Origin of the sequence: Pontibacter beigongshangensis (genome assembly GCF_014332515.1) — a bacterium.
Lineage (GTDB): Bacteria > Bacteroidota > Bacteroidia > Cytophagales > Hymenobacteraceae > Pontibacter > Pontibacter beigongshangensis.
This window is the reverse complement of sequence record NZ_VFSD01000021.1, coordinates 43,201-65,989: the sequence shown is the minus strand read 5'-3', so window position 1 is coordinate 65,989 and position 22,789 is coordinate 43,201. Positions and strand designations below refer to the sequence as shown.

Here is a 22,789-nt window from a genome sequence, read left to right as displayed (position 1 = left end):
TTATGTCTGCCAAACAGCGGTTACCAATGCAGTAACCCTGCTTGCCGAATTACATAGAATCTTTTCATGATGAATATAAGGATTAAAGTTATTCCTTTTTTAATCGCATTTGCATGTAGCTGGTCTGGTGCATTTGCTCAAAACAGCCCAGTTAAACCTGTTGGAAACGTGCGCAATGTTACTATTAACGGGCAGAACATTACGCTGACGACCGACCAGAACATACAGGTAGCCATAGCCGTGTATAGCCCCACCGTGGTGCGGGTGCGCATGGATAAGCAGCCACTGGCAGCCGACTTCTCCTATGCCGTGATTGCGAAGCCAGCACAAACCAAAGCCAGCATCACGCAAACTGATACAGATATCACCATAACCACCGATTCCTTAACGGCCCGGGTTCTAAAGAGCCCCTTTGCTGTAGCCTTTTTTACAAAAGGCGGCAAAGTGATAAATCAGGATGAGGAGGGGCTGACCACCTCGTGGATCGGAGAAGAGGTAACGACTTATAAAAAGATGCAGGAAGGGGAGCGCTTTATCGGACTTGGCGAGAAAACAGGCGGGCTGGACCGCAGGGGCAGTGGCTATACCAACTGGAATACCGATGCCTTTGGCTACAGAAGCGATCAGGACCCGCTTTATACCACGTTCCCGTTCTACATCGGTATTCACAGCGGCCTGAACTATGGCATTTTTATGGATAACAGCTACCAGAGCGACTTTAACTTTGGTGCCTCCAACAACCGCTTCTCCTCTTTTGGAGCACAGGGTGGCGAAATGGACTACTACTTCATTTACCACACTCAATTAACCGATATCATAAGGTCCTATACCGACCTGACCGGCCGCATGGACCTGCCGCCACTCTGGAGCCTCGGGTACCAGCAGAACCGCTATTCCTATTACCCCGAAACCGAAGTATACCGAATTGCACAGACGTTGCGAGAGAAGAAGATTCCGGCCGACGGCATAACCCTGGACATCCACTACATGGATGCCTACAAACTCTTTACCTGGGACAAAAGCCGCTTCGGTGATCCGTTGGCGATGAACAAAAAGCTGAAGGATATGGGCTTTAAAACTACTGTCATTGTTGATCCGGGCATTAAAGTAGAAGATAACTATGGCGCCTATGAGCGTGGGAAAAAAGATAACATCTTTTTGAAATACCACGACGGCAGGAACTATACCGGGGAGGTGTGGCCGGGATGGACACATTTCCCTGATTTTACCAGTGAGCAGGGGCGTGAATGGTGGAAGAAGGAGTTGAAGTTTTTCTCCGATACAGGCGTGGATGGCTTCTGGAACGACATGAACGAAATAGCTACCTGGGGCCAGAAAATGCCCCACAACGTGCTCTTTGACTTCGATGGACATCCTACTACCAACAAAGAAGGCCACAATGTGTATGGCATGCAGATGGCGCGCGCCAGCTACGAAGGAGCACGCCAGCACTCACCTAACAAGCGCACTTTCCTGCTCTCGCGGGCAGGCTACTCCGGCTCTCAGCGCTACACCGCCATCTGGACCGGCGACAACCGCGCCGAAGACAACCACATGCTGCTGGGTATCCGCCTCATGAACAGCCTGGGGGTTAGTGGCGTGGCTTTTTCGGCCATGGATATTGGGGGCTTCACCGGCAACCCCTCCGTAGAGCTTTATTCCCGCTGGATTCAGCTGGGAGCTTTTACGCCCTACTTCCGCAACCACACGGCCGTTAACACCAAGTCTTCAGAGCCATGGGCTTATGGCGAGGAAGTAACAGAGATTGCCCGCAACTTTATTAGCCTGCGTTACAAGCTGATACCGTACATCTACTCCAACTTCTACGAGGCCTCCCAAACTGGGCAGCCACTCATGCGCACACTGGCCATTGACTACACTCATGATCCGAATGTGTACAACAGAGAGTTCGACTCGCAGTACCAGTTTGGTAAGGCTTTCCTGATCATGCCCTTCGAGAGCGGTAAGCAATATGGCAAAGTGTACTTCCCTAAAGGCAAGTGGTACAACCTGTTTACAGGCGAGGTGGAGCAGGGGGGGCAGGAGAAGCTGATTGGCATCCAATACAACAAGCTCCCCATTTACGTGAAGGAAAGCAGCATTATCCCGATACAGTCGTTGGTGCAGCACACCGGTGAAAAACCAACCGACACGCTGACGGTGCATGTTTATAAAGGCGACGTAAGCAACTCCTTTGTGTACTACGAAGACGATGGCGAAAGCTACGACTATGAAAATGGCGGCTACTACAAGCGCACCATCCAGTACGACCCACGGCGCAAAGCCATCACCTTTGACCAGGTAGAAGGTAATTTCACATCAAACTTCAACAATATAAAGGTGGTGCTCCACGGGTTTATTGGCACGAAAAAGGTAAAGCTGAACAGCAAAAACCAGTCACTTGCCAAAGATTTTGCCAGCTTCCTAGAACCAATTTCCCGCTTCGACCCACAAGGCGTAGCCAACCCGCTGGAAGGCTACGAAGTGCAGAGCCTGGTGGTGAAGAACGACAAAAACCGCTTCACCATAAATTTCTGATCTGTCTCAGGAACATTGAAAAGACTATAGAGGCAGGAGCAGCACCAGCAGGAGCAGAATAGCCGGAGGGCCATTTTCATTAGAATAATTTACAATTAAGTAAATCAAGCAAATCCATAAATCAAGGTTCAGACATAAAAACCATGAAGAAAAACACCTTACATAACTTCCTTCTTTTTACAACCTTAAGCCTTGCCTCCGCCTGCAGCAGTACCGAAAACCTGGCTACTCAGCAGGCACAGGTGAGCGAATGGCCGCGCGGCGTTACCTACGAAATTTTTGTGCAGTCTTTCTGCGACTCCGACGGCGACAGCATCGGCGACATTAAAGGCATGACCGCCCGGCTCGACTACCTCCAGGACCTGGGCGTAGGAGCAGTCTGGCTCATGCCCATCAGCCCGTCGCCATCTTACCACAAATACGATGTGGTGGATTACTACGGCGTTCACCCCGACTACGGCACCAAGGAAGACTTTCAGGAATTTGTGCGGCAGGCCCATCAGCGGGACATAAAGGTGGTGATCGACCTGGTGCTGAACCACTCCGGCGTAGACCACCCCTGGTTCCAGAGTGCCAAGAGCGACCCCAACAGCCCCTACCGCGATTACTACGTGTGGGCGCATAAAGATGACCCCGAAACCCAGACGGAAGGCAAAATTCTGGCCGGCGACTCCGACAACGTGAACCGCTGGCACGAAGTAAAGGGCAACGACTACCGCTACTACGGCTACTTCTATGGCGGCATGCCCGACCTCAATTTCGATAACCCGAAGCTGCGCGAGGAAGTGTTTACCATTGGCCGGCACTGGCTCACCGAGATGGGCGTGGACGGTTTCAGGCTGGATGCCGCCCGCCATATTTTCCCCGACGACCGACCTGAGGACAACCACCAGTGGTGGGTGGATTTTAAGACGGAGATGCAGAAAGTAAAGCCGGATGTGTACCTGGTAGGGGAGGTGTGGGCCGATGCCGAAACGGTTGGGCCCTATACCAAAGGCCTGCACGCCCTGTTCAACTTCGATATGGGCTACGCCATCACCAATGCGGTACAGCAGGAGAGGGCAGATTCGCTGGTGATTAAGCACAAAAACATAAGAGACTATTACCGCAGCATTAACCCTGACTTCATAGATGCCACCTTCCTGACCAACCACGACCAGAACCGCATTATGAGCGAGCTGAACGGCGATATAAACAAAGCCCGGATGGCCGCAGCCTTGCTCTTCACGCTACCTGGTGCTCCTTACATCTACTATGGAGAGGAGATAGGCATGAAAGGCAAAAAGCCGGACGAACTGATCAGGGAGCCTTTTATCTGGGAAGAGGCCAGCAAAGACGGGTGCCGCACCAAATGGGTACAGGCAAAACACTCTACCGAGCAAGCCGTGGTACCTGCCGCAGCACAGGCAGCCGATGAAAATTCTCTCCTGAACCACTACAAAACTTTAATCCGGTTCAGGAACAACAGCAAAGCCTTAACCTATGGGGAGGTGGAGCCCCTGCAGCTGCAAAACCCGGCTATAGCAGCTTTTACCAGAAGACACGAAGAGGAAGACGTACTAGTGCTGCACAATCTGTCTGGCACAGCGGTAAACATGCCTTTGCCGGAGAACCTGAAGACCTATACGACCACCGCCTTCCAAAGCAACGAGGCATCATTCCGTAAAGGAGCGGTACAACTGCCGGCCTACAGCACACTCATATTGCGAAAGTAAGGTAACCCGATGTAACGAACTGCCCTCCCGGCAATTCAAAAAATGTTATAACACATTTTATAAGCACACTATGCCGAAGTTATTACACAAACCGAAGCTCTCTTTTTTCCAGATCTGGAACATGAGCTTCGGCTTTTTAGGGATTCAGTTCGGGTTTGCCTTGCAGAACAGTAATGCTTCCCGCATTCTGCAAACGTTTGGAGCCGACGTAGAGAGTCTTTCTTTGTTCTGGTTGGCAGCGCCCATAACGGGTATGGTGGTGCAACCCATTGTAGGGCACTACAGCGACCGTACCTGGAACAGGCTGGGCAGGCGAAGGCCCTTCATACTGGCAGGAGCGGTTATGGCTGGTGCCGCCCTGCTGTTTATGCCCAATGCCGAAGTGCTGGCTTACCTGCTGCCGCCCATTCTGGTAGGTGCCGGTATGCTCATGATCATGGATGCTGCCATGAATGTAGCCATGGAGCCCTTCCGGGCACTTGTCGCAGAAACCCTTCCGGATAAGCAGCGCAGCTTTGGCTTCTCCATCCAGACGTTCCTGATCGGGCTTGGTGCGGTTATCGGCTCCTGGCTGCCCTATATCTTTGCTGAGTTCTTAGGTGTGTCCAAAACGGCAGTGGAGGGGCAGGTGCCGCCCAATGTAATCTTCTCCTTCTACGTTGGCGCCTTCTTTATGCTGGGCACGGTGGCCTGGACGGTGTTTACCACCAAAGAGTATGCTCCAGATGAGTTTGCGAAATTTTATCCGCCCGAAGTACTGGAGGAGGAAGGCAAAGGCTTGTCGGCCATTTTCAAGGATTTCAGGAACATGCCTCCAACCATGAAGCAGTTAGGCGTGGTGCAGTTTTTCTCGTGGTTTGCCTTATTTTCGATGTGGGTGTTCACCACCCCGGCTATTGCACAGCATATCTACAAAGTACAGCCCGGCGACACATCCTCTGAGCTGTATGCCGATGCCGGAAACTGGGTCGGCATACTTTTCGGAATCTACAATGGTGTTTCGGCAATATACGCGCTTTTCTTGCCTGCTATAGCCAGAGCCACCACCCGTAAAATCACGCATGCTTTTTCTTTGGTTTGCGGAGGCGCTGGATTATTGTCTATATTTTTTATTACCGACCCTTTGTACCTGGTTCTTTCGATGATAGGGATCGGACTTGCCTGGGGCAGCATTCTGGCCATGCCTTATGCCATACTTTCGGGTTCGCTTCCTCCTAAAAAAATGGGGGTGTACATGGGCATTTTCAACTTCTTCATCACCTTTCCGCAAATTGTCAACGGCTTGTTTGGGGGCGTGCTCGTTACGCGGGTATTTGGTGGCGAAGCCATTTATGCCATTGTGATAGCAGGGGTTTTTATGCTGCTGTCTGCTGTGGCCGTCATATTTGTGCGCGATGAAGACAGACCCTATAGCCTGATGTTCCCCTGGAGTAAAAAGGATAGTTTATAGTCGGGAATACTGCCCCGGAATCACTTTTATCAACGTTTTCAAATTCCCACCTTAAAGCTAGAAGGATGAAAAGACTGTACTTTCTAATGCTGCTTTTGCTTTGCTGCTGGGGGCCGGCCTTTTCGCAGCAACAGCCTACACCATTCAGCCAGCCGCCGGAGTGGAGCAAAACTGCTATCTGGTACCAGATATTTGTGGAGCGGTTTTACAATGGCGATACCACAAACGATCCAAAACCGGCCAATGTAAACGTGCCGCCCATGGACCAGATCATGCCCGACGACTGGGCGATCTCGAAGTGGACGCATAACTGGTATGAGTTCGAGCCCTGGGCGAAAAGAACGGGTAAACCCTTTAACCAGACGGTGCATAACAGAAGGTATGGTGGCGACCTGCAGGGCGTGCTAGACAAACTAGACTACCTGCAGGAGCTCGGTGTAACGGCGCTGTATTTCAACCCGATAAACGATGCACCCTCCATGCATAAATTCGATGCCCGGAACTATCACCACATAGATGTGAACTTTGGCCCTGACCCTGAAGGCGATATGCAGCTTATCGCCAGCGAAGATCCACTCGACCCTTCCACCTGGAAATGGACGGCGGCAGACAAGCTTTTCCTGCAACTGGTGCAGGAACTGCATCAGCGCAACATGAAAATCATCGTGGATTACTCCTGGAACCACACCGGCACCATGTTCTGGGCCTGGCAGGATATTCTGAAGAACCAGGAGAAGTCTCCCTTCAGGGACCTTTACAACATCAAGGCTTTTGATAACCCTGCTACTCCTCAAAACGAATTCGATTACCATGGCTGGCTGGACATCAGCAGCCTGCCAGAGCTGAAAAAGGTAAACATCACCACAACCCGCCAGATCGGGCACCCTTACGAGGGGGATATACATGAGGTGGCCAAGCAGCACATTATGGATGTATCGAAAAGATGGCTAGCGCCTGATGGCGATGTAACCAAAGGGATAGATGGTTTCCGCCTGGATGTGGCAGACCATATCGGCATGGGCTTCTGGCGCGACTACAGAAAGCTTGTACGGTCAGTCAATCCGGAAGCTTATTTAGTGGGTGAAGTCTGGTTCCAGAAATGGCCGGACCAGTTCATGGATCCTGTGCCCTATACAGGCGGCGATGTTTTTGATGCGGTCATGTTTTACCATGCCTTCCGCCCGGCCAGGTATTTCTTCGCCAAAACCGACTTTGAGATTGATGACCGCCAGTTCAGAGACAGTCTGCAGTTCCAGTGGAACAGGCTGCTCCCCGAAAACCGCTACGCCATGATGAACACCTCCTCCACACACGACACACCCAGGCTGCTGACCAGCTTTTACAACCAGAATAAGTATAAGTTCAAAGCCTCGCCAAACGATGATCCTGCTTACAGAACAGGCAAACCCGATGCAGAAACCTATAAGCGGGTGCAGCTGTACCTGGTCCATTTATTTACCAGCATCGGAGCTCCCCAGATCTGGAACGGGGAAGAAATGGGCATGTGGGGTGCCGACGACCCGGACTGCCGGAAACCCCTCTGGTGGAGCGAGTATACCTTTGAACCCGAGTCCCGGAACAACTACCAGCCGGGACCTGAGGAATACGATCCGGTAGGCTTTAACCAGCAGCAGTTTGCGCATTATCGGAAGCTAATCAGCATCCGGAAAAGCAACCCGGTGCTTACCCACGGCGACATCAAGTTTCTGGAGACAAGCGGCAAAATGCTGGCCTATAAACGCATGGATACAGCAGATGAGATCCTTGTAGTATTTAACCTGGAGCCTGGCAAAAAATCATTTACGCTGCCTGTCAGAGCGAACTACGTGAATCTGCTGGATAACAAGCAGGTGAAGGGTAAAAAGATTGACCTGGATGCTTTGTCAGCAGTCGTTCTGAAAAAGCAGCGGTAGCCTGACAGCAGGCCTAGCACTCTCTCTTACTCATGAGAGAATCTTAGGTGTGAAGGGAAAGACTAATACTTGGTTTTTGAAGAGCAGCACCAACAGGAGCAGAAAGCTCCGGAAGGGCCATGATCATTATAAAAGTTTGCCAGGATCGTACATTCCAGGTTTTTGCAGCACAATAAAGATCATTCTAAAATTAACTGCTTTATGATGGCACATTTCTACAATTTAAAAAACAGGAGCCAGTATATTTTCAGCCTGATGCTGTTGATCGTCTGCCCCATGCTGGCTCCCCACCAATTGCTGGGTCAGGCTGTTGCCACAGTGCCCGCCTTTCCTACAGCCGACCAGGAAGTAACCATCATCTTCGATGTGAAACAGGCAAAAGACTCACGTGCGGCAGGTTTGCTTGGCAAAACAAACGATGTTTATTTGTGGTCCGGGGCAGGTACCACCGAGGCCGGAACCGCTTTTGAGTACACGCCGGCTGACCAAGCCACCTGGACAGCCCCTTATGAGCCGGGCCGCATGACCTACCTGGGCAACGACCGCTGGGAGATAAAGCTGGTGCCCAGAACCTATTTCGGGGTGCCGGCCGATAAACCTATTGTTAAGCTGGGGCTGCTGCTGAAAAATGGGAATGGCTCTGCCCAGACCGAAGATTTCATCATCCCCATTTATACGAATGCGCTGCAGGTCGCCTTTCAGACGCCTGCCGAAACCTCCTTTTTTACCGAAGCCAACAGAACCATTCCTATAAAAGCCACTGCCTCCGCAACAGCAAATATCACGCTTAAAGTAGATAATCAAGTCGTGCATACCGTGCAGCAGCAAACGCTGCTGGAATACAGCCTGAATACTGGTGCGGCGGCTGGAGTGCGCAAAAGAGTGGATGTAGAAGCCAAAACGGCTACTGAAACCGCCACTAGCACGTTCTACTTTACAGTGCGTCCGGTTCCTACGGTAGCAGAACTGCCGGCAGGCATGCAGGATGGCGTAAACTACATTAGCGGCGATAAGGTGGTACTCTCGTTTTTCGCGCCGCATAAGAGCTTTGTCTACGCCATCGGCGAGTTCAACAACTGGACTCCCGCCCCGGAATACCTCCTGAACCGGACGCCCGATGGCACCCGGTACTGGATTGAGCTGACCAGACTCCCACCGGGACAGGAGGTGGCCTACCAGTACCTGGTAGATGGTGCATTGGCTGTGGCAGACCCGTATACCGATAAAATTCTGGACCCGAACAACGACCAGTATATTCCTGCCGCCACCTATCCGAACCTGAAAGCCTACCCGGCCGGTGCCACTGGTATTGTGTCGGTGCTGCAGACAAACCAGCAGCCATATACTTGGCAGATACAGGATTTTGAGCGTCCTGATCCTACCAACATGGTCGTGTACGAACTGCTGGTGCGCGATTTTATAGAATCACGGAATTATAAAACCCTTGCCGATACCCTCACTTATCTCAAACGCCTGGGCGTAAATGCCATTGAACTGATGCCGGTCAACGAATTCTCCGGCAACAATCCCTGGGGCTACAACCCGATCTTCTACTTCGCGCCAGACAAAGCCTACGGTACCAAAAACGATCTGAAAGCCTTTATCGACAAATGCCACGAGTTTGGATTGGCCGTGATCCTGGACATGGTGCTGAACCAGGCCGACTACGAATTCCCGTATGTGAAGCTTTATTGGGATGGTACTAAACCCGCCGCTAACAGCCCCTATTTTAATCAGGAAGCCACCCATCCCTTCAACGTTTTCTTTGATTTTAACCATGAGAGCGAGGCCACTAAGGCGCTGGTGGAGCGGGTAAACCGCTACTGGCTGCAGGAATACAACATAGATGGTTACCGCTTCGACCTTTCCAAAGGCTTTACACAGAAGAACAGCGGGAACAATGTAAGTACCTGGAGCGCCTATGACGCCAGCCGTGTGGCCGCCTGGAGAAGAATCTATGACGAGATCCGCTCTTACGATGCCACTGCCTATGTTATGCTGGAACACTTTGCCGATAACCAGGAAGAGAAGGAACTGGCAGATTATGGCATGCTCTTTTGGGGCAATCACAACCACGATTACCGCAACCTGGCCAAAGGCGTACAGGCCAACCCATCCTGGATCAGCTATAAGCAGCGCAACTGGCAGCAGCCGCATGTGGTAGGGTACCTGGAGAGCCACGACGAGGAGCGTCTGTTATATGATGTGCAGCAGGCTGGCCAATCGGAGGGAGCCTATAATACACGGAACCTTACTACCGCCCTGAACAGATCTAAACTGGCAGCTGCCTTTTTCCTGCCTGTTCCCGGCCCGAAACTTATCTGGCAGTTCGGCGAACTGGGCTACGATGTAGCCATCAATTATAACGGCCGCACCGGCGAAAAACCTATCCGCTGGGAATACCAAGATGATCCGGAGCGGCAAAAGCTTTACCAGGTATATGCAGCCCTTATCCACCTGAAGCTGACGGAACCGGCGTTCCAGACCACAGATTTCACGCTCGACTTTAACAACCTGGTAAAGCGCATCACCCTGCGGCACGAGACCATGAACGTCCACATCATCGGTAACTTCGACACGAAACTGCAGAGCCCTAATGCCAACTTCCCGGGCACAGGCACCTGGTACGACTATTTTACAGGCGATGAGGTTCCAATCACTAACACAGCCGAAAGAATTAACCTGCAGCCCGGCGAGTTCCACTTATTTACCTCTGTAAAACTACCTGCACCCGCTCCGGATCTGCTGCCATGGCAAGGGCTGGTACTCTCATTCGGAGAGGCAATTGCTGCAGCTCAGCAGGAATTGGTGTACCCTAACCCGGCCAGAAATGCAGCTTGGGTAGAAGTAACAGGAGCTTACCGTGGTGCCGTAGAGATGAAAGTAATGGACAATACCGGAAGGGTACTGAGAACACTGCGGCCTACAAAATATAGCCAGACGCTGCAGCAGCAGTTAAGCCTGCACCATATGGCCGGAGGAATTTACTATCTGCAGATAGAAAAGGGAGCGGAGCGAACCGTACTTAAACTGGTGAAGCTTTAAGATTAAAAAGGCCTTATGCAGCAATCTAGTTCTATGTTATAACATATTATGCATTTGCATGTTAGCTACTGCGTTTTAGGGCCATTTATAGGTTTTAAAACGCAGTAGCTAACATGCTTAATCGATTAAAATAACTAGCAATTGTTTTGGATTTTTAACGATAACCCGTAGATTCGAGTTTACAATAGTAACTCCTGTTGATTAGTTACTAAACATGACTCATTCTCAAAAACTTTTGACATTTGTGCTGCTGCTGTTTCTGGCATCCCTGTCTGGCTGTGGGCCGGTCGGGGAGGAGAAGAAGTTTGTCATTGGTTTTTCGCAGTGCACCGAGGGCGACGCCTGGCGGAAAGCCATGCATGAGGAGATGGAGCGGGAGGCCTCTTTTTATCCGGAGCTCAGCCAGACAGGGATGCTAAAAATAGCAGCACCGCTCAGCCAGGTCACATCCGGGAGTTTATGGAGCAGGAGGTGGATCTGCTCATTGTTTCGCCAAACGAGGCGGAGCCCATTACTCCTGTGGTAGAGGAAGCGTTCAGCAAAGGGATTCCAGTGATAGTGGTCGACAGAAAGACCAGTTCCTCGATGTACACGGCCTATGTGGGAGCCAACAATTACCAGATTGGTAAGCTGGCCGGTGAATATGTTGCAAAGCTTCTCAACGGCAAAGGCAGGATTATAGAAGTCTGGGGCCTTTGGGGTTCCTCTCCGGCTATAGAGCGGCACAACAGTTTTGTAGATGCCATTGCAGCCTACCCGGATATAGAGATTGTAGCAGAGGTGAGGGGAGAGTGGGAGAAGGAAGGGGCAAAAGCGCGTTTCCCGGCGGTGTACAGCCAGCATGAAAACATTGACCTGATATTTGCCCATAACGATGTGATGGCGCTGGGAGCTTACGAAAGCCTGCAAAGCAGGAGTGCGCAACAGCAGCAAAACTTATAGGCTTCGATGGTTTAGGCGGCCTGCAACTGGTGCAGGGTGGCATTCTGGATGCCACTTTTCTGTATCCGACCGGAGGCGAGGAGATTATACAGCTGGCGCACGATATCCTGCACAACAGACCCTTCAGAAAAGACAATATCCTGAACACTACTGTTATTGATGAACGCAACGTGCACATCATGAAGCAGCAGTCTGACAAGATTCTGGCGCAGGAGAAGTAGCATGTTCGGGAGCCATCCTTCTATGAGCAAAAAAAGGGCTACAAGAGCCCTTCATCTGCCATGGAGTGGTAACTCTCGCTGGTGAGGATGATATGATCCAGCAAGACGATGTCGAGCAGCTCACCGCCTTGTTTCATTTTCTTAGTTAGCTGCAGGTCGGCCGCACTGGGCTTGGTGTTGCCGGAGGGGTGGTTGTGGCAGAGGATGATGGAACTGGCGCAGGCTTTCAGGGCCGCAGCGAAGATAAGCTTCGGGTCTGCTATGGTGCCAGCTACGCCGCCGGTAGATAATTCGTAAATGCCCAGCACCCGGTTGGCGCGGTTGAGCAGCATCACCTTGAACTGCTCCACGAACTCGATCTTGCCGGTGTCCCAGCTTTGGCGGAGGACCTCGGCGCAGTCGGTGGGGCAGGTAACCTGCGGGCGCTCGGATGGTTTCACTTTGGAGCGGTAAGTCAGCTTGATCTCTGCCACTCTGTTCAGTCCGGATTTTTTAGTCAGCTTTTCCATAATCTTGTCTTTTTAGGTTTAAGGAATTGATTATGGTGCCCTTCCTGCCTGGCGGACGGACTAAGGGCAAGGTGGAGCCTGTAAAAATGCGGTGGGCTCCCTTCAGGGATACCCATTTTTCCAGGACTACCTTGCTCCCGTGTCCGGACGAACAGGCTACCTTTGCAGCAGAATGAATGCCCCCGGACTTTTGCATTGATGTGTCTCCCAAAGGGACTTGTTAAATGTTTTAGGTTGGACATTGAAAAGAGCCTGGCAGGATAGTGAAATCAGATCCGGTCTTTCCGTGCTTTCATAGCAGTACAACATCTGGGAACAGAACAACTATTTTATAACAGTGAGAAAAGCTATGGGCTGCCGGGACGAGGCAGCCCATAGCCACTTTTAAGCGGCCGACTGGACGGCAGGGGTTGTTTCCTGGGCCGTGTCCGCTTTTAGGTCCAGCAGGTAGCTGACTGCTTTAAATGCCTTGGTGCTGGCGTAGATTAGCATGGTTTTATCATCTTTGAACCTGCTGGCCCACCCTTGCAGGTACGCCACCGAGTTCTGAAATACTGCTTCCTTTATGCCGGTGAAGGCACTGAGGAAGCTTGCTCCCATCTCGGCAATAAGCTCCTCCTTGCTATAGTTTTCATCTCCAAAGCGGCTTTCCTGCGCTGTAAAACGGTTGAGCCTGTCGGGGTGGCCGGTAGAGTGGATCAGCTCGTGGAAGAGCGTGGCGTGATAGGCCTGGGCGGAGACGAAGTTTTTAAGCTCCGGCACCTGTACCGTATCGCTGGCGGGTGCATAATAGGCTTGTGAACCACCGTGGAGGATACGTGGGGCAGGTTGGGGATACTGTTCCACTACCTGCTGGCAGTCTTCAATGATTTGCTGGTCGGTCCGCTCAAAGGTTGCCGGTAATGTAAAGTCAATGCCTTCTACCTGGTCTATGTTGAACACCGTCCAGAGGAAAGGGACAAATCTGATGGCCTGTGGCATCTCTTCTTCCTGCACCTCGTCCTTCCGGTTGGTTTGCGGCCCATACACCTTCCAATAAATTACCTGAGTTCCCTTCTCGCCCTTCCGGATGTGGCCACCCAGCTCCTGCGCCTGTTTGAAGGTAAGGAAAAAGGGGGCCGTGAAGTGGCGCTTTTCGGTCATGTAGTGGAGGTAGAAAGCATTGAAGCCTTCGTAGTACCGGCCGGACTGGTAATTTTTCGGAAGGCCGAAGGAGCTCCAGGGCTTCTGCCAGAGGACGTTCCCTTGTTCCAGTTGCGAAATGACCTCGTTTGTCACCTGCTCAGCCAGTTGATAGAATTTCTGATAAGCAGTCTGTCCGGAATTTTTAGTTTGCTTTTCCATAATCATGATCTTTGAAGGTTTAAGGAATTGATTATGGTGCCCTCCCTGCCTGCGGGCCGGACTAAGGGCAAGGTGGAGACGAAAAAAATGCGGAGGGCCTCCCTTCAGGGATCCCCCTCTTTTTCGTACTACCTTGTCCCGTGTCCGGCCCGCAGGCTACCTTTGCAGCAGAATGAATGCCCATGGACTTTGGCATGGCAGTGGCTTGGTGCCTCTTTTGGTGTGTTGGAGGTTGTAAAGACTTGACCGTCCTTGCCGTAAGTGAAAGTTTCCGGTTATACCAAATCGGAAAAAGTACCTTTCGTTGTGGAGGTTTTGGCTGTAGCTTATAGCGTGGAAAAGCGTGAGGGATGGAGCGGTTGTTTGAGCTCCTCCGGCTTTTTCTGCCGGAGAGCGAGCCGCGAGAGCCCGACGGCTTTGCCGGCACGCCCTGTTTCTTATACTGCACCTGCCACCAAACCCACTGCTGCCGGGCATGACGCTCCTGAAATTTAATGGTCATTTGTGTTGTATGCTTCTGCTCATAGGGCTATCATAAGAATGTCCCTGTAGTTGGGGCAGGGGCATTCTTATTTGAACATTTAGGCGTGTGCAGGTATGCGCAATGGAGAGGAAAAGCTTCTATTAGATGGACATGCCTTTCTTGCGGGACTTTTTCATCTCCTGCTTCTCCTCCGAAACAACATCCTGTTGCTGGCTCTTTTTCGTGGAAGCCTGCTGCTTTACCGATTCCGCTGGTGTAGTCTCCTGCTTTTGCTGAATGGTCTCCCGCTTCACCGGCTTCATATGCTCGTCATACACGTTGATGGTCTTGTACTGCGGGCTGGCTTCGATGAAGCGTTTCACCTCCTGACCTTCCTGCTGGGCCGTCACCTGCAGGGTGTTGCCTTTTTGCAGGGAGCGCAGCATCCGCTCTCTCTGCTCCGGGTCCTGTAGCTCTTTGATGGCATATCCTTTCAGCGTTTTCTCCAGGTCGAAGCCGTAGTTCTCGTGGTATTGCTTGACCTTGTGGTTGCCGTGCTGGTCCTTTTCCCCCAGGTCCAGCTGCAGCCAGGCTTTGTAGGGCTGCCCTTCGGCATTGACCAGCTCCTTGTGCACCGACCTGCCGTTTAAGAGGTTATAGGCCTCGCGGGCGGTGATGCCGCTGTTTTTGTTGATGTAGAAGGTCTGCGAAGTTTCCCCGGCGGAGGTGTCGGGCTTGAGCGTGGCCTCATACTTGTTGAAAAAGTATAGGTCGCTCTGGTCTGAGCGGCGAAAGTGCAGCCTGTAGTCCACCGTGCTGTCGAAGTAGGGCTTCTGCAGCCTCAGTTCAAAGTCCGGTTTCTGCTCCCGCACGTTTTTTTCCAGTTCCTCATGGAGGTTGGTGCCAAAGCCCGTGTATTTGAGGCCATCTTTCAGGTAGTCCAGGTTGTTCTTGTTCATAGTAGTGAATTTTAAGTGGATGAAATAGCTGTTTTAGCGTGATGGTGGAAGCACCTTTGGATAGGGAAATTAAAGCAGCAGGGGGCATGCCTGCAGGATGTCCTTGCCGCGTACCTTGAGCTGGAGGTGCCTGCCGCCGTTCTTTTCAAAGAGCTCCACGACCAGCTCCCTGCCTTTGGTGATGGGCGCTTTCTCCAGGGCAAAGACAAGTACTTTCGTGCCGCCCGCCTCCACGGTTTTCTCTTCGTAGCCATAGGCATACAGCGGGATTCGCTCCTCTTCCTGCGTGGCGGTGCGCTTTACCTGTTTCCGGTCCCTGAGACTGAAGCGGACAAAGTCGATGTCGTAGGGGACGGGGGATTTGTTGGAGAGCACCAGCACGGGTATTCCTATAAAAAGGAAGTAGTGCAGGATTTTGTAAAAGAACAGGTTAAAGTATTCCCGCTTTGGGTGCTGTGTGCGGTGCTGGCCAATCCTCTCCTGAAAGAACTTCACATAGTCCTTGCGCAGTACCCAGGAAAGAGACGCCAAACCATACAAGCAGAAGGCGTACAAATGCTGATAACGCTGAATCTTATTGACTGCTTCATTTTCATCAAGGCGGATAAGGCCCGGCGCCACCTCAATATCCTCATCATGCCCAGGTATGTTGGTATAGGTATGGTGCACGATGTTGTGGGAGATATTCCACAGGTATGGATTGGTGCCTATGAGGTAGAATAAATAACCCAGGCCTTTGTTTATTCCAACCTTCCTCGAGAAAGAGCCATGAATGGCATCGTGGCAAATGTTAAAGCCAATAAATGCTGCGAATGCGCCAAGCGCTACGGTCATTCCAAGCATTGCCCAGGTACCGAACCAGCTGGAAAGGATAAGAAGGTAAAGGGAAAAGAAGCCCGCTACGAAAAATGTGGCTTTGGCCCACATAGACCTGTTGGCGTTCTTGGAGATCCCTTTTTCCTTAAGATAGGCCTCCACTCTTCTCTGGGTGGTGGCAAAGAATGTTGATTGGTTGGTATTGATGAACTTTACTTTCTGTGACATGGGGGTTTGGTGTACTGAGGTTAGCATTTGATGGAATACTTTTGTCTTCGTGATTCCAGGCCTCAGTCACTGCAACAACAAATCAGAAAGGGGTACTAAAAGAGCTTCCTCCGGAGCGGAATTTGGAGAAGACTCCTTCTTTACAAAGCCAATTAGACATCTCTTCACCCCCTTCTATTATTATGTAATTGCTAAAAACATGCCAGGATTATCCGGTGACATTGTGTGCTCCCCCAAGAGTCTCCCCAACTAGTGGCTCTTGGGGGAGTAGGTAAACGGAAAGTCTCAGAGACACTAAGTACACCCTGCTGCCTCATTTTTCAGCGTTTTCCGGGATACCGCCTAAAGGGCTTGTTGCTAGACGTTGCTGCTGTATCAGCCCTATAGATTAGGTAGTGATCACAGCGTAAAACACGAATTAGAGGCTAAAAACAGCCATGTTTTATAGCGAAGGCTACTGAAAAGAGACAAGTTCTAAGTTAGCAGAAACAGCCAGAAACGTGGAGCAACAAAACTCAGCAACGGCTATCAACAGCTTCAGCAACGTCCGGCAACGCTTAGCAACTGCTGTTTTTGCTGTATCGAGATACCGCCCTTTCTTGGGATGATTATTTATAAACCTATATCAGGACAGGACCCCACTGGATAGTCCTTGAAGTCCGGGCCGAAGGTATTGGTTCCGAGGGCCCTTGGGTTTATACCCATTCCGTTTTCGCCCGTAAGAACAGACTTCACATACAGAACCAGCATGCGCGTACTCTGGAACTACCTCAAACCCCACCGCGGGTTGGTGATCTTCTCGCTGTTATTGGCAGGCGCCAGCCAGGTGCTGGCTCTCCTGGACCCAGTGATCTTCGGGAAGATCATCGATAAATACGCGACGCCCCCTTATACACTGTCGCCTGATGAGCGTGTGGAGGGCGCACTTTGGCTAATGCTGCTGGCGGTTGCCATCGCCTTGCTTTCCCGCCTCGCGAAGGTCTTTCAGGAGTACCTGACAAACCTGGTGGTGCAGAGATTCGGGGTGCAGATCTTCAACGACGGGCTGAAGCAGACGCTGCGGCTCTCTTACCAGGAGTATGCCAACCAGAACAGCGGCGAAACTCTGTCTATCCTGCAGCGGGTGCGCCGCGACACGGAGCGCTTTATCACGGCGTTCATCAATATCCTGTTCTCCTCGGTGGTGGGAGTGGGCTTCCTGGTCTGGTATGCCGTGACGAAGCACTGGGCGCTGGTGCCTGCTTTTATCATCGGCATTTTGTTGCTGGGCGGGCTCACCAGCTTGCTGAGCGCCAGAATCAAAACACTGCAGCGTTCCATTAACCGGGCCACGAACAAGATGTCAGGCGTGATCACGGAGTCGCTGCGCAATATTGAGCTGGTGAAGAGCCTGGGGCTCACATTTCAGGAGGTCAGGCGGTTGCGGGCGCAGACTGAGCAGATCTTCAGCCTCGAGATGGAGAAAGTGAAGCGTGTGCGCACGTTGTCTTTTCTGCAGGGCGCAGCGCTGAACGTGCTCAAGCAGTCGATCCTGTTCACGCTGCTCTGGCTTATTTTCAGGGACGTGCTCAGTGTCGGGGAGCTGATCTCGATGCAGTTCATCTCTGTCAGCATTTTCGGGCCGCTGCAGGATACCGGCGCTGTTATCATTGCCTACCGGGAAGCCGAGGCCTCCCTGGCCAATTTCGATGATCTGATGCGGAAGCCCATCGAGAGACGCCCAGAGTCTGCGATTGACACTGGCCCGCTGCGCCAGTTGCGGTTCGATGCCGTCGTGTTTCGCCACAGGGGCACCTCCTACAACTCCATCGACGGCATCTCTTTTGAGACCAATACCGGCGATACCATTGCCTTTGTGGGGCCGTCGGGTGCGGGGAAGTCAACGCTGGTGAAATTGCTGGTGGGCCTGTATGTGCCGGACAGCGGCGAGGTGCTTTATAACAACTATTCGGCAAAAACCATATGGCTGAACGAGGCGCGCCGGCAGTTGGGCTTCGTGACGCAGGAAACGAACCTGTTCTCGGGCACCATCAAAGAGAATCTTCAGTTGGTGAAGCCTGATGCCTCCGACGAAGAAATGCTGGCCGCTTTAGGGAAAGCCTCTTGCACCAGGCTGCTGGCCCGCTCCGAAAGAGGCATCTATACCCAGATTGGGGAAGGCGGCTTGAAAATGTCGGGAGGCGAAAAGCAGCGCCTGTCCATTGCCCGGGCCCTGATCCGGAACCCGCGCCTGCTCATTTTCGATGAGGCAACCTCCGCCCTCGACTCCCTGACCGAGGAAGAGATAACGGCCACCGTCAGGGAGATATCCGCGCAGCGGGGGCAGATCACGGTCCTGATCGCGCACCGCCTCTCCACCATTATGCATGCCGACACGGTTTATGTGCTGGAGAAAGGGAAGATTGTGGAGCAGGGCAGCCACAGTCGGTTGCTTGGGCAGAAAGGGTTGTATTTCGCCATGTGGCGCCAGCAGATAGGAGAGCGCCGGTGATTTTCAGACATTTGCACGGACAATAATAGTATATCATGTTTAAAACTAAGTTGAATTGTTCCACTAAAGATGGAATCAATGCGGCCGCCTTTCTGTCTGTCTTTTAACTTTTAGCCAAAGTTGATTTTCATAGTTTTAGATTAGTTGGTCTGATAGGGTAGTCTGTGGCTACCCTTTTCTTTTTAAGGACCTTCTGCAAAGTGCTCATTACCCCACAACGGGCTGTTGCCAGCCAAAGCAACGTAAGGCAACATATCAGAAGCATGCTTTCGCCGCTTTCACCTTCCAGAAACATTCCCCTTGAGCCTCTCTTCCTTTGGCAGTCCGTACCTGAAGCAGGCTCAAGTCTGAGCGTTTACCATTGCAGAAAGCCCATGTTCCTCCCAAGCAACATCCAGCAGCAGAAGCGCCTTTCGTCAGGGAAGCTAATTATAAACCTTGAAAGTAGAATGGAATGTATAATTTACAGCAGTCGCATTATTTTCAAAGGCTGGTATCAGGCGAGCGGATGCTGCAGTAGTACAACCGAGCGACCTTCTACCTTCAAGGTCTTGCGCGATCCATAACTTTTATCCGGCTCACCCTCCACCCCATCCTCGCTTGTGTCCATTATCTTAATCCAGTTCTCCCCATACTTGCGATAGGGAAGCTTAAAGCTTATTGCCTCATGATGGCCATTAAAGATAAGATAGAAGCTATCGTCAGTGATCTGCTCGCCTTTATGACCTAATGAATGCAGGCCCTTGCCATTGAGGTAAACCGCCAGCGACTTGGCATGCCCGTTGCTCCAGTCTTCTTCGCTCATCTCCTGCCCATCGGGCTGAAACCAGGCAATATCCTCCACCCCCATGCCTCGTATTGGCTGCCCCTGGAACCAGCGACGGCGGCTGAAGACAGGGTGATCACCACGTAGCCCTATGAGCTTACGCGTAAAAGCGAGCAGTTCCTCATCGGCCTTTGCCCAGTCCAGCCAGGATGTCTCATTGTCCTGGCAGTAGGCGTTGTTGTTGCCCTTCTGGGTACGGCCAAATTCATCGCCTGCCATCAGCATCGGCACCCCCTGAGAGAGGAAAAGCGTGGCCAGCAGATTCCGTTTCTGCTTTGCCCGCAACTCGTTTACAGTTGCATCGTCGGTATCGCCCTCTGCGCCGCAGTTCCAGGAGCGGTTGTGGCCCTCCCCATCGTTGTTGCCCTCCCCGTTGGCTTCATTGTGCTTTCCGTTGTAGCTCACCAGGTCATGTAGCGTGAAGCCATCGTGTGCCGTTATAAAATTAATACTGGCTGTTGGCTTCCGGTAATCATCCTGGTAAAGGTCCGGGCTGCCTGTGAAGCGATAAGCAAACTTCCCCAGCATACTGTCCTCCCCCCGCCAGTAGTCACGCGCGCAGTCGCGGTACATACCATTCCATTCGGCCCATCCCGGCGGGAATTTACCCACCTGGTAGCCCCCTTCCCCTATATCCCAAGGCTCTGCAATGAGCTTGACCTGTGATATAACAGGGTCCTGGTGAATGATGTCAATAAAGGAGCCCAGGTTGTCTACCTCGTGCAGCTCCCGCGCCAGCGTGGAGGCTAGATCGAAACGGAAGCCGTCCACGTGCATTTCCTGTATCCAGTAGCGCAGGCTATCCATGATGAGGCGCAATACACTGGGTAGCATCGCATTGAGTGTGTTGCCCGTGCCTGTATAGTCCATATAGTAGCGCTTGTCATCCTCCACCAGCCGGTACTAGGAGGCACTGTCGATGCCCTTGAAGCAAAGCGTGGGGCCAAGATGGTTTCCCTCGGCTGTGTGGTTGTAGACTACGTCCAGAATAACCTCAATGCCCGCCTTGTGCAGTTCCCGCACCATGGTCTTGAACTCGGTAACCTGGCCGCCCAATGCCCCGGAGCCGGAGTAGCGCACATCAGGACTAAAGAACCCGATGCCGTTGTAGCCCCAGTAGTTGGTGAGCCCTTTCTCTACCAGGTGCCGGTCTGCCGGGCGATTTACGATCGCCTGACGGAGAAGGGGAACAAGAAAATGGCCGCCTACGTGGCCGTGCAAAAGGAACGGCTCATCCTGATCTACACTTTATGGAAGAACGATGTGGCCTGGCAGGAGGAGCGTTATGGGTAGCAGGAACCAAAAAGAAACATCCAAAGCTTGGAGGCTGGAGCCTCTCCTTCAGGTGTCAGCGCAGCTGACAAAAGCAAAGTAGCCCCGGCTCTTGCCAGGGCTACACAAGATGAGCATCCAGCACCTGTCGGCCCGAGAGCTCTCTTTCAGGTAGAGTGAAGATAAGAAAAATTCAATACAAATGTTTGACTTTTAAAACAGTACCTCATGCTCTGCACCACTGCTACCCCCTTGAGTTGCTCTCGGAAGGCACTGCAGGCGTAAGCACACCTCGGTCAGAATGAAACAAAAGGGAATAAAATACAGGCCTGTTTCTGATGGCCATCTGAAAGGCAGCCAGTGGTCGTCTCCGCCTCCATGGTCTCACTCAGCGCCCATTCCACCACTTTCCTGTCGGCCAGGTCCAGTACGATCGTCAGGTAAAGCCAGCCTTCCCGGGTCCTGATGTAGGTCAAATCCGAGACCCACTTCTCTGCCGGTCTTACTGCTTGAAAATCTCTTGCCAGGTGGTTCTCAGCTACTGTATAGGTATGGCTGGAGTCGGTGGTCTGTACCCGGTACTTCTTTCTTATGACACTCTGTATCTGGTGTTTCTGCATGAGGCGGGCTACCCTTGGGCGGGAGGCCCGGACACCCTGCTCCCGGAGTTCAACGCTGATCCTGGGGCTGCCATAGCGCCACTTGCTCTGCTGATATACCTCCTTAATTTGCGCCACGATATCCTGCTCTTTGAGCTCCCGCAGACTGACCGGATGATGCAGCCAGTAGTAGTAGCCGCTGGCACTGACCTGGAGTACTCGACACATCTTCTCGAAGGGAAACTGGTGACGCTGTTCTTTTATGAATCCGTATACCGCCCGTCTCCCCTGGAGAAGATGCTGACCGCATTTTTTAGTATACCACGCTCCAACTGCGCCTCCTTCAGCTCCTTTTGTAGCTGCTTAATCTCTTTCTGATCATCATTGAGCCCTTCAGAAGATCTTACGGGTGAGCTCTCCTGCTGCCGCCACTTGCTCAACCGGCCTGGATCAATTCCTAACTCGTCGGCTACCTCTTTTACTGACCCCCTCGCATAGGAGAGGTTAATGGCCATCCGTTTGAAGGAGGCATCAAATACGCGTCTTTCCATCTTAGTCAAATTTAAACATTTATTTAAATCTGCCCGAAAAAGGTCTCCAGTCAAAGGTAGCAACTCCAATGTTAACCTGGTGAGTTTTGAGAAGGGGCTAGGAATAAGAGGAGGTAATGCAAAAGGCACAAAAAGCATTGTCTTTTAATAACATGAAAAGAACACTTTGATGTGGAAGAAGCTTTTACTGTCCAAACTATGGGGAGCACCTTAGGTTAAAACTGCTCTTGCCCTTGCTTGAGCAGGCACTTGCTCGCCTATGGGCACTGCTGCAGCGCCTTGGCAGCCAGCTTTACGCCTTCCTGCTCTCCTTCACGCGCTTTGTGCTGCTGATGGATGCCACGGGAGCGGGATATACCGCGTTCTGTGGACTATGAGCGGCAAAAGCATGAGTACAGCGGTAAGAAGAAGGCACACACGGTCAAGAGCAACTTATTAACAGAATAACGGGACAGCATTATGTTTCTAAGTAGCACCTATCCATGTGGTGTGCACGATAAACCAATAGCTGACCAGGCAGGCCAACTGTTCCCAAAACACACAGTGCTGGTGGAGGACCTGGGTTATCTAGGCTATGGAACGGAGAATGTAAGCATCTTGCTGATCTCAAAAAAGAGGTCCCGGAACGTGGAACTCTCCAAACAGGAGAAGCTCGACAACAGGCACATTAATCATTTCAGAGTACCAGTCGAGCATGTGATGGCAGGTGTGAAACGACTCAACATTGCAAAAGAGAAAATAAGGATACAGGCAATAAATGCTCGGGACAAAATAATGATGGTAGCAGGTGGTTTACACCACCTGCGAACTGTTTTAGAAAAAGCTCTATTTAGTGCTTCGTTAGATTTTGTTGAAATTAGAAATGTTTGGTGGATAATCTCTTTTCTCTACCTACAATAAAGCTATT

The 22,789-nt window shown here is 51.7% G+C and carries 15 protein-coding genes and 1 pseudogene; 9 read left to right on the top strand and 7 right to left on the bottom strand.

Features of this window, described 5'->3' with window-relative positions; genetic code table 11:
* Nucleotides 1-168 precede the first annotated feature (168 nt).
* The 7 genes from FJM74_RS16550 (at nt 169) to FJM74_RS22425 (ending at nt 11,824) form a co-directional block, all read left to right on the top strand.
* On the top strand, nt 169-2,538 hold the full coding sequence (locus tag FJM74_RS16550; protein ID WP_317175573.1) for a glycoside hydrolase family 31 protein: 2,370 nt from the start codon (nt 169-171) through the stop codon (nt 2,536-2,538).
* Nucleotides 2,539-2,681: 143 nt separating this feature from the next.
* Nucleotides 2,682-4,253 carry an alpha-amylase family glycosyl hydrolase gene (locus FJM74_RS16545; RefSeq protein WP_187263748.1) on the top strand — a complete coding sequence of 524 codons (1,572 nt, stop codon included), beginning with the start codon at nt 2,682-2,684 and terminating at the stop codon, nt 4,251-4,253.
* Between the two features lie 70 nt (nt 4,254-4,323).
* On the top strand, nt 4,324-5,703 hold the full coding sequence (locus tag FJM74_RS16540) for an MFS transporter (protein WP_187263747.1): 1,380 nt from the start codon (nt 4,324-4,326) through the stop codon (nt 5,701-5,703).
* A gap of 65 nt (nt 5,704-5,768) precedes the next feature.
* Nucleotides 5,769-7,616: an alpha-amylase family glycosyl hydrolase gene (locus FJM74_RS16535; protein ID WP_187263746.1), complete on the top strand. Its 1,848-nt coding sequence runs from the start codon at nt 5,769-5,771 to the stop codon at nt 7,614-7,616.
* Between the two features lie 201 nt (nt 7,617-7,817).
* On the top strand, nt 7,818-10,661 hold the full coding sequence (locus FJM74_RS16530; protein WP_241739213.1) for an alpha-amylase family glycosyl hydrolase: 2,844 nt from the start codon (nt 7,818-7,820) through the stop codon (nt 10,659-10,661).
* A 459-nt stretch (nt 10,662-11,120) separates the two neighbouring features.
* A complete protein-coding gene (locus tag FJM74_RS22430) occupies nt 11,121-11,603 on the top strand; it encodes a substrate-binding domain-containing protein (protein ID WP_241739212.1) in 483 nt (160 codons plus the stop codon).
* A 29-nt stretch (nt 11,604-11,632) separates the two neighbouring features.
* A complete protein-coding gene (locus FJM74_RS22425) occupies nt 11,633-11,824 on the top strand; it encodes a hypothetical protein (protein WP_241739211.1) in 192 nt (63 codons plus the stop codon).
* Nucleotides 11,825-11,862: 38 nt separating this feature from the next.
* Here FJM74_RS22425 and FJM74_RS16520 read toward each other — a convergent pair whose 3' ends face one another.
* The 4 genes from FJM74_RS16520 to FJM74_RS16505 form a co-directional block, all read right to left on the bottom strand.
* Complete coding sequence (locus tag FJM74_RS16520) at nt 11,863-12,333, bottom strand: JAB domain-containing protein (RefSeq protein WP_187263745.1); 471 nt, start codon at nt 12,331-12,333, stop codon at nt 11,863-11,865.
* A 384-nt stretch (nt 12,334-12,717) separates the two neighbouring features.
* Entirely contained in the window at nt 12,718-13,677 is a 960-nt protein-coding gene (locus FJM74_RS16515) for an ArdC family protein (RefSeq protein WP_187263744.1), read from the bottom strand.
* 624 nt (nt 13,678-14,301) lie between these two features.
* Nucleotides 14,302-15,099: a hypothetical protein gene (locus tag FJM74_RS16510; RefSeq protein WP_187263743.1), complete on the bottom strand. Its 798-nt coding sequence runs from the start codon at nt 15,097-15,099 to the stop codon at nt 14,302-14,304.
* A 69-nt stretch (nt 15,100-15,168) separates the two neighbouring features.
* Complete coding sequence (locus FJM74_RS16505; RefSeq protein WP_187263742.1) at nt 15,169-16,143, bottom strand: DUF4138 domain-containing protein; 975 nt, start codon at nt 16,141-16,143, stop codon at nt 15,169-15,171.
* Between the two features lie 748 nt (nt 16,144-16,891).
* On the opposite strand from FJM74_RS16505, the gene FJM74_RS16500 reads away from it, so the two are divergent.
* Nucleotides 16,892-18,634 (top strand): ABC transporter ATP-binding protein, encoded by a 1,743-nt coding sequence (locus FJM74_RS16500; RefSeq protein ID WP_187263741.1) that lies wholly within the window; start codon nt 16,892-16,894, stop codon nt 18,632-18,634.
* A gap of 496 nt (nt 18,635-19,130) precedes the next feature.
* Here the strand turns inward: FJM74_RS16500 and glgX are convergent.
* From glgX to FJM74_RS16485, 3 genes and pseudogenes are all read right to left on the bottom strand, one after another.
* Nucleotides 19,131-20,612: pseudogene (gene glgX, locus FJM74_RS16495) on the bottom strand (glycogen debranching protein GlgX); the annotation flags it as partial.
* 416 nt (nt 20,613-21,028) lie between these two features.
* Nucleotides 21,029-21,595: an IS3 family transposase gene (locus FJM74_RS16490; RefSeq protein WP_317175574.1), complete on the bottom strand. Its 567-nt coding sequence runs from the start codon at nt 21,593-21,595 to the stop codon at nt 21,029-21,031.
* Entirely contained in the window at nt 21,592-21,882 is a 291-nt protein-coding gene (locus tag FJM74_RS16485; RefSeq protein ID WP_187263740.1) for a transposase, read from the bottom strand. The genes FJM74_RS16490 and FJM74_RS16485 overlap by 4 nt, the downstream gene beginning before the upstream one ends.
* A gap of 459 nt (nt 21,883-22,341) precedes the next feature.
* Here FJM74_RS16485 and FJM74_RS16480 point away from each other — a divergent pair, with 459 nt between their 5' ends.
* Nucleotides 22,342-22,782 (top strand): transposase family protein, encoded by a 441-nt coding sequence (locus FJM74_RS16480; RefSeq protein ID WP_187263739.1) that lies wholly within the window; start codon nt 22,342-22,344, stop codon nt 22,780-22,782.
* The last annotated feature ends 7 nt before the right edge of the window (nt 22,783-22,789 follow it).